The organism is Bacteroidales bacterium, assembly GCA_018334875.1.
Taxonomy (GTDB): domain Bacteria; phylum Bacteroidota; class Bacteroidia; order Bacteroidales; family UBA12077; genus JAGXLC01.
Genome location: JAGXLC010000083.1, coordinates 1 through 15,040 on the forward strand (window position 1 = coordinate 1; position 15,040 = coordinate 15,040).

Sequence of the window (15,040 nt, forward strand, 5' to 3'; positions counted from 1 at the left end):
CTTAGTCGCTGTCGGAGACAGGAATAATTCTTGAATTATTCGGGCTAAGTTTTTATTGTATTAATCTTTTAATTTTTGAAAAAAATGACCGACAAAAAACAAATTTTTGTTGTAGGCCTTGACGATTTCAACCTTGAGAAGCTCAAAAGGTTGCCCGAGGCAAGTGATTGTGATTTCCTCCCCGCAGTTAAATATGAAGAAATGCGGGGCCTGGAACAGTTCGATATGAAAAAGCTCATTGAAACGGCCTTCCAGCGAATTGATCAACATGGAAGGATTGATGCCGTGGTATCCTATTACGACTTTCCCGGTACCGATCTGGTTCCTATTATTGCTTCCCGTTACAATTTAACCGGGCCTTCTCTGGAAAGTGTGCTGAAGTGTGAGCACAAGTACTGGAGCAGACTGGAACAAAATAAGGTAATTCCAAGAAGCGTTCCAATGTTTATGGCCTTTGATCCGTTTGATAACCAGGCTTATCAGAAAATAGAGATGATCCCCCCGTTCTGGATAAAACCCATTAAGTCATTCCGTTCATTCCTGGCTTACCGGATCAATAGCGAATATGAGTTCAATGATCATATGCAGGAAGTAAGGGAGCATATTGACTATATTTCTGAACCTTTTAATTACATTTTTAAGAATTACCAACTGCCGGAAGAATTTGCCTACATGAAAGAAACCTGTATTGCCGAATCGCCCATCAGTGGCCATCAGTGTACCGTAGAAGGGTATGTTTTCGACGGAGAGGTGGTTGTTTATGGGATTATCGATTCTGTAAGGGAAGAAGACCGGTCTTCGTTTGCCCGCTATGAGTATCCCTCTTCCCTTCCGCAGGAAATACAGTTTCGGATGGCAGATCTGGCCAGAAGGGTCATCACCCAGATCGGACTGAATAATTCGCCTTTTAATATTGAATTTTTTTACAACCATACTGTGAACCAGATTTTCCTGCTTGAGATCAATCCGAGAATATCCCAGGCCCACACCGATATTTTTGAAAAGGTCCACGGAATATCTCATCACTCGATTATGCTTAATATTGCCCTCGGCAGTAGGCCAAAAGCCCTTGAATATAAGGGGAAGCACCGGATTGCAAGCAATTTTATGCTGCGGATTTATGAGTCAGGTAGGGTGAAAAAGATACCCAGCCAGGAAGAGGTGGATAAACTCAATGAAAAATATCCCGAATTGACACTCAAATTACATGTAACAGAAGGTATGCACCTTTCCGATTTGAAGGGACAGGACAGCTACAGTTATGAACTGGGGAATATGTTCCTTGGAGCCAGAAACCAGGAAGAGCTTATTCAAAAGTACGATGATTGCATGGCAAACCTTACTTTTGATGTAGAGCTTGATGAAGTGCCGCAGGTGCATTAGGGCTGAGGCAGGACATTTCTTTAAATTTGGAAGGCAAATATAAGGTAGAGACGTAAAGCAGGGCGTCTCTGCTTTTTTATTGGAAAAGTGTATTCTCATTTCATGCACGGGTATAACAATTCCGACTGGCTAATGCTGAAACACTTCTATTGTAAAGGCAAATTTTTTTGATTTGAATCAAATAATTTCTTGTTTTATTGTGTTCATACTAATACCCGTTTTTTAAAAGCTAAATAGAGTCTGTCTATAATATCCGCTGGCTGCGTTACGCTCGTTTTTCATGCCAGTCAATTACATCTTGTAGAGACGCACGGCCGTGCGTCTCTACATTTGGCATTCAAAACTCGCAAGCCTTGCCAGCGAATATTCTAGTCAAGACTCTTACAAATCTCTTTGACTTTATAGACAAACACTAAATAAGGAATGGCGTCAAAAAGCCGGCAAAATGAAAATTTAATCATTATGAATATATTAATTGTCTTATTACAAAAAAGCGACAGAGAATCCGACCTGGTGATCACCCTTGCCCTGATCATAGCGTTGCTTATTGTGTGGATGTTGCTCAGGCGTTTAGGAAAAAGGGGTAAACGTACATTCAGAAGCACAAGTTTGAGACATCTCCGCAGGCGTTATCTGAATGGTGAAATCAGCGATGAAGAATATGAAAGACAAAAGAAAGAGCTAACCGAACAGTAGGTATAACGTTGATTGAATAGGGTGAATGCAATTCTGGATTTGCAACCATAGGTTGGGCCAGAAACATATGCCAGCCATCAGCAGAAAAAAGATGGATCAGTGTTCAAGCTTTTGAGTCAGCTCTTGGGGATGGTATAAGAACCAAACGTCTTTTTTTCCTTCCAGTTCTCTTTTGAAATCGGCTCTGTCTTCCGCTGTTTTTGACCATAGCGCTGCCGCAAAAATTGCTCCGGCCTCCCTGGCCATCCGGAAATCATTAAGATGATCTCCTACATAGAGGGTTTCTGCGTTTTCCAATTTTAACCCGTTAAGGGCCATTTGCAAACCCTCAAGGTTGGGTTTGTAAGCATCAACATCATCATCTGTTATGATGATGTCAAAAGCTCCCAATGCACATTTTCCGGAGGTAATTTTCCAGGCTTCCCGGCTTTTCCCGGTAACGATTCCGATGAGATAATTCTGTTTTCTCAGATGATTAAGCATCTCCCTCACTCCTTCATACATTCCGCCGAAATGTGAATCGTGAAAATTGCTGTAGTGCCTGAGAAACCTTCTGAATGCCTGTTCTCTTTCTTTTTCGGGAACGCACCTGTTTATGAATTCCCGCTCAGGCGCTGGTTTGGAACCATGAATATCCTCAGCCGTGAGGGGCTTTCTAACATAAGGCTGTACCACATACTGATAGACCTTCTTGTAAAGATCCAGTGTATTGATTAGTGTTCCATCCAGATTGAAAAGGATGCCTGATATCATAGTTAAAAGCTTTTAATTGAGCATGCAATCTTTGTATTATTTATAACGTCATAAAAATTCAATTGTTTAAGTTTTGCCTTTGCATGAACATAAATGGTTGTATATCGTTCCCAATTCAATGTAAAATTATTTAAAAACAAAAAAATGTTAACCAATGATTTTTTTGCAATTTTGGGAGTCTTTTCAGACCGGCAGAAGACTTTCCGGCTGATTCACCGGCGGTTTAGCGAATGTATACATTATGGAACTGATTAAAGTCGAGCATCTTACAAAGCGGTTTGGAGATCTGACCGCCGTGGATGACATAAATTTTTCCATCCGTGAGGGGGAGATATTTGGCTTCTTGGGTCCAAACGGAGCAGGAAAGACCACTACGCTCTCCATATTGTCTACCTTATTATCGCCCACAGAAGGGACAGCGATGGTGAGCGGATACAATGTGGTTTCCCAGCAGGCTGATGTAAGAAGATCCATCGGTGTGGTCTTTCAGGATCCTACACTTGATGAGGAACTGACCGCATGGGAAAATATGGACATTCACAGGCGGCTCTACGGAATGAAAAAGAGCAGGGAGAAGATAAATGAGATGCTCACACTGGTTGAACTGGATAATCGCAAGAAACAACTGGTGAAGACTTTTTCCGGGGGTATGAAAAGAAGACTTGAAATTGCCAGAGGTCTGCTGCATGAGCCTAAAATTCTTTTTCTTGATGAGCCTACACTTGGACTTGATCCGCAAACCAGAAACCATCTGTGGGATTATATCCGGAATATGAATCAGAAGAAGAAGGTTACCATCATACTTACCACGCATTATATGGATGAGGCGGAAAAACTTTCTGACCGGGTTGCGATCATTGACCAGGGAAAAATTATAGCCCTGGATACACCCAATGCACTGAAAGAACAGCTAGGGGGAAGCCTGATAAGAATTGAGTCGGAAGAAACCACGAGAGTCAAGGAGAAACTGGCTGGGTTGAATTGGCTGGTTAACCTTTCCCAGCATAATGGCTTTGTGGATGTAACCCTCCGGAATGCGGAAAAACGGATAGCAGAAATCATAAAAATGTTGAATGATGTGCATATTGAGTCGGTTTCGTTGCAAATACCTACCCTGGAAGATGTTTTTCTCAATTATACGGGAAAAACCATAAGGGAACAGGAAGCCAGTGCCAGGGACCGCATGAGACAGCACATGAGAGCATCGCGTCGATGAGTGGAATGAGTGCAATATATACCATTTGGTACAGGAATGTCCTGAAATATTTCAGGATGAAGAGCAGGATTATAGGCAGTTTGGGTATGCCCTTTTTCTTTTTGGTGATTATTGGGTTCGGACTGAATTCTGCGATATCGGTTCCAGGCATGGAAGTGAATTATGTGGAATTTATTGCCCCGGGCATTGTTTCTATGAGCATTTTGTTTTCAAGTATTTTCTCGGGTGTGCAGCTTGTAATCGACAAGCAGATTGGCTTTCTTAAAGAAACGCTTGTAGCACCGGTTTCCCGGCTGCACCTGATGATCGGCCAGACACTTGGCGGAGCTACAACTGCTGTGCTTCAGGGTTTGCTGGTATTTATCATTTCTATTGCCATAGGTGTCAATATGCCATCTTTTTCCGGGATTCTCATCTCCCTGGTGTTTATGTTTCTGATCGGTCTTTCCTTTACATCAGTAGGCATAGCCTTTGCTTCAAGAATGGAGGACACACATGGTTTTCAGTTAATCGTCAACTTTGTGCTTTTCCCTGTGTTTTTTCTTTCCGGTGCTTTGTTTCCGCTGGACAGAATTCCCGGGTGGCTTTCTTTCTTTACTTATCTCGATCCCTTGACTTATGGCGTGGAAGGAATGCGATACGGAATGCTGGGGGCTTCCCAGTTGAATCCCTGGCTTTGCTTTGGAGCATTGGGAGGCTTTTTGGTGGTTGTACTCCTTTTGGGGGGATTTTTGTTCAATAAAATCAAGATTTAAATGTAGGCGGCTTTCATTTCATAACATTCGGGGTTTTCCTATGTTGTTCAAATTAGGAGAATATAATGCAATGTGGCAGTCATACGTTTTTTTATTTCTTATTGGTTTAAAAAAGGAAATTGGTAAGATGCATACTGTGCAAAGTATAATCAATTGCTTACGAGATGCCGGCACCGTTATACTGATATGGGCGGTTTTAATGCCTGGTGTTTTTGTTTCGTGTGGCCCCGCCTATGAGGAACATCAGATGGAAGTTACTGCTACTGCTTATAATTCTCATAAAAACCAAACCTTGGGTAATCCCCGGGTTGCAGCGTGGGGTGATACCCTGGAGCCAGGTATCAAAGCCATTGCCGTATCCAGAGATCTGCTTGACTCGGGTTTAACCTACGGAGTTTGGGTAAATATAGAAGGTTTGCCCGGAGAATATATGGTTACCGATAAAATGCACAGACGCTGGACCAGGAAGATTGATGTTTATATGGGTAATGATATAGATAAAGCCCTGGAATGGGGCAAAAAAACGGTGACCATTAGCTGGAAAACAAATAAAGAAAGGTTGCCCGAAAGAGGAAATTGAGTTATCTGCATTATACCTTCCTATACCGGTTTGGCATGAACCGGAGAGGTTAACTTAATCTGCTTTTTGTAAATGGCTTAGTAAATCTTCCGGGGTCTTCAGGAAGATTGTCGTGGGGTAAGGTTGAATCTTCTCTTTTATTTGGCGGATTTCTTCAGGATTTTTTGGCCATAATGCTGCACCGAAATAAATCCCGGCATCCTTTGCAGCCTGAAAATCCATAATGGAGTCTCCTACATACATTAGCTCATTATGGCCGAGGATCATCTGCTCAATAGCCTTATGAATGCCTTCCGGATCAGGCTTTGGCTGACTGACTTCGTTGTTGGTGATGATCACTTCAAATATATCCAAATCCAGCTCACTGTGTGTTTGTTCCAGTGCTTTTCGGCTTTTGCCCGTAACCAGACCCAATCTGTAGTCCGCATTCCAAAGCTTTTCAAGCATGTGATGTATCCCTCTATAAACACCTTTGAAATGATTCCCGTGCGCTTTTTTATAATTTTTCAGAAAGCGTTGATAGGCTTCACGGCGTTTTCCTTCCGGAATGAGCCTGTTAATGAAGTTCATTTCCGTGGTGAGTTTCATGCTTTCGATTTCTTCCTCAGAAAACTCCTTTTTCAGATAATCCCTGGCAGTAAGACGGTATGCCTCCAGGTAAAGATCCCAGGTATTGATCAGCGTTCCGTCAAGGTCAAACAGGATACCCTTTATCATGATTTTAATTTTTCACTCCATAAAAAATGATGTATTTCCGCCGGTTGTTCAACAGGATAACATTTATTTTTACCTGAATAAAAACAAATAGCTTAAGCATCAGGTATTTAAAGTAGCTATTAAGCTGCCTTCTCTGTATCCAGTTCCGGGAATCCTTATACCCCTCAATCACCTGCGGTGTTATATTTTCCCTGTTTATAACAGATAGATCGGTTTGCTGCAATGATATTGCATACTGGTGCTCTGTCCAGTGATAAAAACTCATTTTTCTTTTCCATTTTTCAAGCAGGGGAATTCTCTTTTTATGGGTTTTTGACAGAATGTCAGCAATAAGGAATTCTCCTGAAGGTTTTAATACCCGTTCCACTTGTTCAAAAAATGATTGTTTGTGAGGGTAATGAAAGGCGCTTTCAATACAAAAAAGGATATCGATGGAGTTATCCGGGATCTTGTCAAGTTTCTGGGCATCATCTACATGAAATTCCAGTTTTTCATGTCCATTCTTTAAATGTTTGGCCAGTTCAATATTGTTTTGGTTGATATCCACTCCTATTGTTTTTCCCGGCAAGAAATTGTTATACATGTAGATGCATTGGGTTCCGTTGCCACAACCTACTTCAAGAACAGTTTTGTCCTGGATGGATCCGACTTTGGATAAACAATGATTCGTTAAATTGAGCTGTCTTTTCTCAAGACTTTCATCTTCCTCCATGAAAAAAGGATAGTGTAACATCAGGTATTTGTTGAATACATTTACATAGGTATTGTTGATCGACTGGTAATAATTGTTGGTGGATTCACCTGTTTCAAATAATTTCTTTAACATACAGTATTTTATAAAATTTTTACTAGCAATAATTGGGGCGCAACTTATCTAAAAAAATGCACCCGGCAAAACCATTTTGATTAATAAAAAATAAAAAGGTCGCCATGAACCCATTCATAGATATTTTATTTTAATAATCCACATATTTGTTCTATTTTCGCCTCTGCAATTAAAGAAGGTTTTTTATCCTGCATTATTTAAAAATCCCGCTGAATGAGGGGGATGGATGCCTGTCCGCCTGCAATCTTCGGTCGCTTGCGTTAAAGCTTCAGCGACAGCCTGCGGAGCAGGCAACTGCCGGATGAATGGAATGAAAAACGAGCGTGATACAGCTAGCGGACATTATAGACAGACTCTAAAGAATAAATAATAATAAGATCATTATGAATGTATTGCTTTTTAACGGGAGTCCTAGAAAAGAGGGAAATACAGCATATCTACTAACACGCATGGCAGATGTTTTTTCTGAGAAAAATGCCCGTAGTGAATTTATTCAACTGGGAGGTAAGCCTGTTCAGGGTTGTACGGCTTGCATGGAATGCAGGAAAAATAAAGATGAACGATGTGTGATAGATGATGATGAAGTGAATACGTATATTCAGAAGATGAAAAAAGCGGATGCCATTGTTATAGGATCTCCTGTTTATTTTTCCCAGATGACCCCTGAAACAAAAGCTTTTATTGATCGCTGCGGATATGTGATCAAGGGCAACGGTAGCTTTTTGAGCCGAAAAATTGGTGCCGCTGTGACCGTTGCACGACGGGCCGGTATGATGCCCGCATTTCAATCCATAAACAATTTCTTTTTCATCAACGATATGATCGTACCAGGCTCACGATACTGGAATGTAGCCCTTGCAAAAGAACCCGGAGAGGTGCAGGATGATGAAGAAGGATATAAAATTGTTACCCGACTGGCAGAAAACATCCTATGGCTTCATAATAAGATTTCACGATAGCCGCACCGGAATTTTTATTAAAACTAAATAAATATTTTATTCGCTTTTCCTGATCAATTCAATAAAATCTTATTTATTTCGTGGAATAGGGGGTTGAGCTATTGACTACAATTGGTTCATTCCGTATTTTTATAGAAAATTAGAATCAGTTGTGTCATGGCCGATTTCGATCGATTATTGCGGAAGCAAAAGGCTTTTCAGTCTTTCTTGGGGAGTACCCGTTATTTGTATACCTACATTGCACCAAAGGACAGGGAGAAGTATTTTCGTTTTCTGGAGCGAATATATAATTCTTCGGTTTCCGGTTCATTGTATAAAGTGTTATCCAACCACGAGATGGTTAGAAAATTATTAAAAAACCTGGGCTATCTGGAAGATGCTGAACTGGAAATTTATGTGGCGACCAATGATAAATATACCACAGTTTGGTCGAATTGTACGCTTCAGGAGTACATTGAAAAGGAAAACCTTCGATTTGACTGAGTAGCGACAGAGCCTTTCTTTAGCCTTATTTTTGAAGGTTCTTTTAAATAGAGCTTTTCTTGGCAGGGAGGAGCATAGTATTAGCGATTCTGTTTTTTATTCAATCTGATTCTTACAAATAATTTTTGTATATTTAAAGATTCTTATGGCCTAATTTGGACAAGCCAAAACCAAACAGGATGCTTTCAAGGAATTTAATGTGTTTCCGTTTTGGCTTGTTTAAATTAGCAAGTTCCTTTAACTATGAGAAACAATCTAATATGCCCTCGATATGAATGAAAATATTGCTTATGCGGGAAACAAAGGTGAAAAGGTACGTTCAGACTGTTTTGTAACGCTGGAATTAAGGGGTAGGGGAGGAAATGATGTTGACATTCAAAGTAAAGTAGGCACCTTGTATGGCGAATCCATTCGCGATCTGGCAAAAGACATCCTGCAGTTTTATGAAGTAAGGAGCTCCCGTTTGGAGATCGAAGACAGCGGTGCCCTTCCATTTGTTATTGCAGCCCGGATAGAGGCAGCGCTAAAAGAGCTTATAGGTCCGGATGAACCCTACTTACTGCCCATGCCGGAAGAAAACAAATATGGGACCCGTGAAGACCGGTTTCGTTTGTCCTGTTTATATCTTCCGGGAAATACTCCGAAGATGATGATCAATGCGGGAATACATCATCCCAATGCAATCATTCTTGATCTTGAGGATTCGGTTGTTCCGGGCAAGAGGAAGGAAGCCCGGTTTCTGGTGCGGAATGCCCTGAGAAGTGTCAATTTTTACGGTGCGGAGCGTATGGTGAGGATTAACCGCTTTCCGGAGGGATTGAAGGACCTGAAGTATGTTGTGCCACATAATGTTCATGTGATAATTATACCCAAATGTGAAGTTGCTGAACAGGTTTATGAAGTGGAGAAAGAGATCCATAATATAAAAGAGCGGCATCAAACCAGCAATGATATATATATGATGCCTGTTATAGAGAGCGCAAATGGTGTGGAGCATGCCTTTGATATAGCCGGTGCCTCGGATGAGGTAGTAGCGATGGCCATAGGTTTGGAAGATTATACTGCTGATATTGGAGCTCAGCGAACCCATTCCTCCTATGAATCATTTTATGCCCGCTCCCGGATTGTCAATGCATGCAGGGCGGCCGGAATCCAGCCCATTGATTCGGTATTTTCAGATGTGGAAGATGAGGAAGGTTTGAAAGCTGCAGCAAGGGAAAACAAATCACTGGGGTTTGAAGGCATGGGTTGCATTCATCCCCGTCAGATTAACCCCATTTATGAAGGCTTTGCTCCTGGAGAAGAAGAAATCGAAAAAGCAAAAAAGATACTCGATGCGGCTCATGAAGCAGAAGAAAAAGATTTGGGGGTAACTGCCAGGGGAACACAGATGATTGATCCTCCGGTGGTCAAGCGTGCACAGAGCACACTGGAGCTTGGAATATACCTGGGGTTGGTTTCTGAAAATTTGAGAGATAAGTTTATATTCTGATGTGGATTTTGTAATTGTCTGCTTTTTATATATTTTTACAGAACCATAAACTTTTTGCGACAATGCTTGTTTATCAGAGTACTCAAAAGTGATATTAGGATTATATGAGGCAACCGGCTAACAACCTTCAAAAAAATACATCAGGCAGATATGTTCCGGAGGAGGTAAACGGTAAATCCGTTATACCTTATCAGGGAGTGGGGCAGTACAAGCCGGAGGGATATAAGTACGGACCTCCCGTTCGCTCATCCGCAGATTACCCTTCCACTGGTGATAAAAAGGTGGCATCACTTAGAGGAGCTCTTGAGAAAGCCGGTATAGAAGACGGAATGACCATTTCCACCCACCACCATTTTCGTGAAGGTGATCTGTTAACCAACCGCTTATTTGATGCAATACATGAACTCGGCGTAAAAAATCTGGTATGGTTCCCTTCGGGGACCTTTTCATGTCATGAGCATCTGATTCCATATCTTGAAGATGGTACCATTAATCGTATTGAAGGCAGTATGAGCGGCCCTCTGGGAGAATTTACTGCTGAAGGCAAAATGCAGGGAACAGGAGTAATTTATTCTCATGGAGGACGGTATCAGGCTGTACAGGATGGAGATGTCAAAATAGATATAGCCGTGATAGGCGCCGGTTGTGCCGATCCTTTCGGTAATGCCAACGGATTGTTTGGTCCTTCGGCCAGTGGTATGCTTGGTTTTGCCCAGGCCGATGCCCAATATGCGGATAAAGTGATTGTGGCCACAGACAATATGGTGGACTTTCCCTGTGTACCATGGCAGATCCGGGGAAGTTATGTGGATTATACGGTGAAGATGGATCAGATTAGTATTCCCGCAAAAATTTTTCCTGATTCCACCCTTATCACCAGGAACCCTGACAAATTACTTCTGGCTGAGATGGCCGCAGATTTTTGTGAAGCAACCGGAATAATGAGGAATGGATTTTCCTTTCAAACGGAAACCGGAGGTATTTCCCAGGCTGCTGTGGATTTTCTTGCAAAAAAAATGAAGGATAAGAAGATTAGGGCACGTTTTGCCCGGGGAGGAAGTAACCGATATCTGGTTAATATGCTTGAAGATGGATTGGTAGAGTACATCCTCGACGATGAGACCTTTGACCGGGAAAGCTTACGTTCCCTGAAGGATAATCCGAATCACATCCCGGCTACATCTTTTCCCGGGTACAATTACCATGATAAGGGCAATTTTGCCGGTATGTTGGATGTGGCGATATTGGGAGCCACCGAGGTGGATGTGAATTTTAACGCCAATGGGGTCACCCGTTCTGACGGATATTTATTGCGCGGTATTGGAGGATGGCAAAACTGCCTCTTCTCCAGTACAGTGATCTTAGCTGTGCCATTGTTTTCTGATAGAATACCGGTTGTCACCGATGAGGTCACTACACTATGCGGACCAGGAGAATTAATTGATGTGGTGATTACGGAGAGAGGAATAGCCATCAATCCCCGCAGGACGGATCTGATCGAAAAAGCAAAAAACTCCCATTTGCCGGTTAAAAGCATTGAGAAGCTGAAGGAAGAGGCAGAGAAGATTTGCGGCAAACCTGCCAAACCGGAATGGGGAGATGAGGTCGTTGCCGTTGTGAAATGGGTGGATGGAACTGTGATAGACTCAGTAAAAAAAGTAGAAGTATAACAAACAAATATTTTTAACCTTTAAAGATCCAGACTATGAAGAGGTACAAATGCAGAGTATGCGGACATGTTTACGATCCCAAAGAAGGCGATCCACAGGGAAATATCAAACCGGGCACTCCTTTTGAGGATATTCCTGATGACTGGAGATGTCCTGTCTGTGGTGTTGGAAAAGGGGAATATGAACCGATAGATTGAAAGATCAGTTTATTGGTTGAAATAGGCAAACCGGTTGGGATCAAAGCATTTCATCCGGTTTGTTTTTTATACATTTACTTTTTCGCCCGTATATTTTCGTGTTTTCAGGAAGAACACCCCTGCAATGCCGGCCAGAGTGAAAAATGTGACTGCTGACAAAACCAGCGCACTGGATAAGGAGTAGTGATCGGTGTACCATCCCAGGAAAGGACCAATCCCTGCAAAAAGTAAACGGATCATAAAGTTGCGTACCGACAACACGGTAGCCCGTGTGTTGGATTCAGCCAGCCGGTTGATGTAATCTTTGAGTACTGGTGTGGCCAGACCCCTCATTAGGTAAAAAAGGAACAATACCGATATCCCCCAGATGACATGGATCTGGCTTAAGAGGAGATAGAACAGAGGCAGAAACAGGGTGATGATCATGATCATTTTAACCTTTCCCAGGCGATGCTCCACTTTATAAGCAATATAAGAAGTGATGGCCACCGATAGATTGAGCAGGGTCCATAACAAACCGAAAAGCGATAATTCCAGCTCCACGTGTTTGAAATAGGGCTGAACAAACCAGGCCATGGTAAGTGTGGAGGCGCCAATCGCCGCAGAATAGAGGATATTCCATTTTAAATGGGGGTTATCATGAAGCGAATATCTGACGATCAGTAGAATATCATTAAAATTCATTTTGGTGAGCTTTTCCTGACGGATGGGTTCAATCAATAAAATGGCAGCCGGAATGCCAATGAATGATACCGCCGTTTGGGCATAAAACGGTGTACGAAGACTGATTTCGGCCAAAAGCCCTCCCAGTATCCCGGCCATACCTTCGGCTACGTTTCCTATGGAAACCATTTTTCCTTCAAACCGCAGGTATTTGTTTTCCTGATTTCCGGCTTTTAATGTGTCGTATAGTATCGCCGAATCTGCCCCGGAAACCAGGCTCGTTCCTATTCCCATTGTGACTTCCGCCATAAGAAAACCCCAGAAATCATACGATAAGCTGTATATTCCAAATCCACAAAATCCCAGTGTGGTACCTATGATCAGTGTAGTTTTTCTGCCGAGCACATCTGCCAGGTAGCCGGAGGGAATTTCCAGAATAACTATCACAACGGAATATATGGACTGAAGAACAAAAATATCCTGCATCTCAAGCCCGTTCTCCTGATAAAAAAGCACCACAATGGGCATGAAAAGCATAAACCATTTGGCGATCTTTATCAGGTAAAGCTTGATGATATTTGATTTCAGGCTTTGCTCCATATTTTATTCAGATGCTGCGCAAATGTAATGGAAGTAATCAGAATTTAAATGAATTCTTTTTTCGGAAGTCAGAATTTTATATTTTTGCAGGGCTTTATGCAATGGCCCCGTAGCTCAGCTGGATAGAGCAACGGCCTTCTAAGCCGTAGGCCCTAGGTTCGAATCCTAGCGGGGTCACAAAGCCGGTTTGCCTTAAGCCGGCTTTTTAAAATATTGGTATGTTGCCTTTAGCCTGGATTATTCATAAACAAACGAAGTGAAGTTTATGAATGCGGGATGGATTGTGGGAAGGATCCAGGTTACCCCGCATTAGAAAAACCGGGTTTTTGCGAAATTTATTGAAGCAAAAAGCCAGGTTTTTCAATAGCGTCAGAATTATTTGTGAATAATTCGGGTTAGATCAAGACCTTCAATGCCTCAAAAATAATCTTGACGATTTTGCTGAAAACACCGTATATGTTTTGAATCCTCTAACCAATGTTTTGAGTGATTCTGAAATCAAAGGCAGATATATTATCCATTCTGTCGCTTTTTTATCTCACAAGCTGGAAATAATTTTCTATCTTAGCCCGAATAATTCAAGAATTATTCCTGTCTCCGACAGCGAAAAATTTTAAAACCAGTAATCCACTAAAACCAATTTTTATGAAAATCACAGGATGGCATTTGGCCGGCATTGTGTTTTTGCTTTTCTTCGTATTCCTTTCCTTTGATTCCCGGGAATTAAAGGCCCAAGAATTGGTATGGTCCGATGAGTTCAATTATACGGGCCTTCCCGACAGCTCAAAATGGGTTTATGAACAGGGAATGATACGGAACAATGAAGCACAGTATTATACCAAAAAGCGATTGAAAAATGCCAGGGTGGAAGACGGGCACCTGATCATCGAGGCCCGGAGGGAAAATTACAGGGGAGCGGAGTACACATCGGCAAGCATTAATACCTTAAACAAAAAGCATTTTCGGTATGGACGGATCGAAGTACGGGCGAAAGTCCCCGTTGGCAATGGTACCTGGCCGGCCATCTGGATGCTGGGCACCAATATATCCGAAGTGGGCTGGCCCGACTGTGGGGAGATAGACATTCTGGAACATGTAGGATACGATCCGCAAAATGTTCATGCCAACATCCATACCGGCGCTTATAATCATGTTGATGGTACCGGCAAAGGCAACACCATGAAACTGGATAAGCCCTGGGAGAATTTTCATACCTATGCCATCGAATGGTATGAAGACCGCATCGACTTTTTTGTGGATGCCGAAAAATATTTCACTTTTAAAAATGATGGTGAAGGGAACAATGCAACCTGGCCGTTTGACAAGCCCCATTATTTACTGATCAATCTGGCGATAGGCGGATCCTGGGGCGGACAACAGGGTATCGACGACGAAAAATTTCCCCATAAATATTACATTGATTATGTGAGGATGTATAATTTGGAGCAATAAACCGGATATGGGTTGTGTTTTTATTTTAAGTAGTAATGAATATCAATAAAGAGTATAGTCTAAAAAGCCTTCAAACTGCTGATTTTTATCGTTTTTACCCCTAACCCCTAAAGTGAAACCGCTAAAAATCAGCAGTTTGAAAAAGTACCCTTTAGGGGATTTAGGGGTAAGATGGCTTTTTAGACTGGACTCAATAAACAAAGCACTAATGAAACCCGCATCTAGGAACCTTCACAACAAGAACATGAGTAACATGCGGGTTTCATGGCGAACGAAGCACAAGACTCAAATTTTGAGGTTCTATGTAATTGAATTACAAACATATAATCAAACTTTATCCGAATGAAACCCGCATGCAGTGACCTGCACAACAAGGAGATGAATAAAGCATGCGGGTTCCATGGCGGGGAAGCACAACACATTCGAACTTTAAAATATTATTTAATTGAACTACAGACCTATAATTAAGCTTTACACTAATGAAATCCGAACTGGCCAATAAAAACCACAACGACTTTTATAAGACCCTGAGAAAAAAGGTTGATCACTGGCTTCAGCATAGAAAAGGGGGTGGAAGATACACCAAATATATATTGCT

15 protein-coding genes and 1 tRNA gene are annotated in these 15,040 nt (G+C 41.9%); 12 read left to right on the plus strand and 4 right to left on the minus strand.

What is annotated here, in order from left to right; all coding sequences use genetic code 11:
- The first annotated feature begins 84 nt into the window (after positions 1-84).
- A complete protein-coding gene (locus KGY70_08855) occupies positions 85-1,383 on the plus strand; it encodes an ATP-grasp domain-containing protein (protein MBS3775284.1) in 1,299 nt (432 codons plus the stop codon).
- A 462-nt stretch (positions 1,384-1,845) separates the two neighbouring features.
- The gene (locus KGY70_08860) at positions 1,846-2,079 is read left to right on the plus strand and encodes an SHOCT domain-containing protein (protein ID MBS3775285.1); all 234 of its coding nucleotides are present in this window, start codon (positions 1,846-1,848) and stop codon (positions 2,077-2,079) included.
- Between the two features lie 96 nt (positions 2,080-2,175).
- On the opposite strand, the gene KGY70_08865 is transcribed toward KGY70_08860, so the two are convergent.
- On the minus strand, positions 2,176-2,832 hold the full coding sequence (locus KGY70_08865) for an HAD-IA family hydrolase (protein ID MBS3775286.1): 657 nt from the start codon (positions 2,830-2,832) through the stop codon (positions 2,176-2,178).
- Between the two features lie 241 nt (positions 2,833-3,073).
- On the opposite strand from KGY70_08865, the gene KGY70_08870 reads away from it, so the two are divergent.
- From KGY70_08870 to KGY70_08880, 3 genes are all read left to right on the plus strand, one after another.
- Entirely contained in the window at positions 3,074-4,048 is a 975-nt protein-coding gene (locus KGY70_08870) for an ATP-binding cassette domain-containing protein (protein ID MBS3775287.1), read from the plus strand.
- Positions 4,049-4,053: 5 nt separating this feature from the next.
- Complete coding sequence (locus tag KGY70_08875; protein ID MBS3775288.1) at positions 4,054-4,803, plus strand: ABC transporter permease; 750 nt, start codon at positions 4,054-4,056, stop codon at positions 4,801-4,803.
- 199 nt (positions 4,804-5,002) lie between these two features.
- A complete protein-coding gene (locus tag KGY70_08880; protein MBS3775289.1) occupies positions 5,003-5,383 on the plus strand; it encodes a 3D domain-containing protein in 381 nt (126 codons plus the stop codon).
- A 54-nt stretch (positions 5,384-5,437) separates the two neighbouring features.
- On the opposite strand, the gene KGY70_08885 is transcribed toward KGY70_08880, so the two are convergent.
- Positions 5,438-6,100 carry an HAD family hydrolase gene (locus KGY70_08885; protein MBS3775290.1) on the minus strand — a complete coding sequence of 221 codons (663 nt, stop codon included), beginning with the start codon at positions 6,098-6,100 and terminating at the stop codon, positions 5,438-5,440.
- A gap of 4 nt (positions 6,101-6,104) precedes the next feature.
- Positions 6,105-6,926, minus strand: coding sequence for a class I SAM-dependent methyltransferase (locus KGY70_08890; protein ID MBS3775291.1), 822 nt, complete (start codon positions 6,924-6,926; stop codon positions 6,105-6,107).
- Positions 6,927-7,309: 383 nt separating this feature from the next.
- Here KGY70_08890 and KGY70_08895 point away from each other — a divergent pair, with 383 nt between their 5' ends.
- From KGY70_08895 to KGY70_08915, 5 genes are all read left to right on the plus strand, one after another.
- Entirely contained in the window at positions 7,310-7,885 is a 576-nt protein-coding gene (locus KGY70_08895) for a flavodoxin family protein (GenBank protein ID MBS3775292.1), read from the plus strand.
- Between the two features lie 156 nt (positions 7,886-8,041).
- A complete protein-coding gene (locus KGY70_08900) occupies positions 8,042-8,368 on the plus strand; it encodes a hypothetical protein (protein ID MBS3775293.1) in 327 nt (108 codons plus the stop codon).
- Positions 8,369-8,639: 271 nt separating this feature from the next.
- Positions 8,640-9,860 (plus strand): HpcH/HpaI aldolase/citrate lyase family protein, encoded by a 1,221-nt coding sequence (locus tag KGY70_08905; protein ID MBS3775294.1) that lies wholly within the window; start codon positions 8,640-8,642, stop codon positions 9,858-9,860.
- 104 nt (positions 9,861-9,964) lie between these two features.
- Positions 9,965-11,530, plus strand: coding sequence for a citrate lyase subunit alpha (locus KGY70_08910; GenBank protein MBS3775295.1), 1,566 nt, complete (start codon positions 9,965-9,967; stop codon positions 11,528-11,530).
- 35 nt (positions 11,531-11,565) lie between these two features.
- Positions 11,566-11,727: a rubredoxin gene (locus KGY70_08915; GenBank protein MBS3775296.1), complete on the plus strand. Its 162-nt coding sequence runs from the start codon at positions 11,566-11,568 to the stop codon at positions 11,725-11,727.
- Positions 11,728-11,793: 66 nt separating this feature from the next.
- Here the strand turns inward: KGY70_08915 and KGY70_08920 are convergent, their stop codons facing one another.
- The gene (locus KGY70_08920) at positions 11,794-12,978 is read right to left on the minus strand and encodes an MFS transporter (protein MBS3775297.1); all 1,185 of its coding nucleotides are present in this window, start codon (positions 12,976-12,978) and stop codon (positions 11,794-11,796) included.
- A gap of 115 nt (positions 12,979-13,093) precedes the next feature.
- Between KGY70_08920 and KGY70_08925 the strand changes: the two genes are divergently transcribed.
- Together KGY70_08925 and KGY70_08930 are read left to right on the plus strand one after the other, a co-directional pair.
- Positions 13,094-13,167: transfer RNA gene (locus tag KGY70_08925), tRNA-Arg, on the plus strand.
- 468 nt (positions 13,168-13,635) lie between these two features.
- Positions 13,636-14,442, plus strand: coding sequence for a glycoside hydrolase family 16 protein (locus KGY70_08930; protein MBS3775298.1), 807 nt, complete (start codon positions 13,636-13,638; stop codon positions 14,440-14,442).
- Positions 14,443-15,040 lie beyond the last annotated feature (598 nt).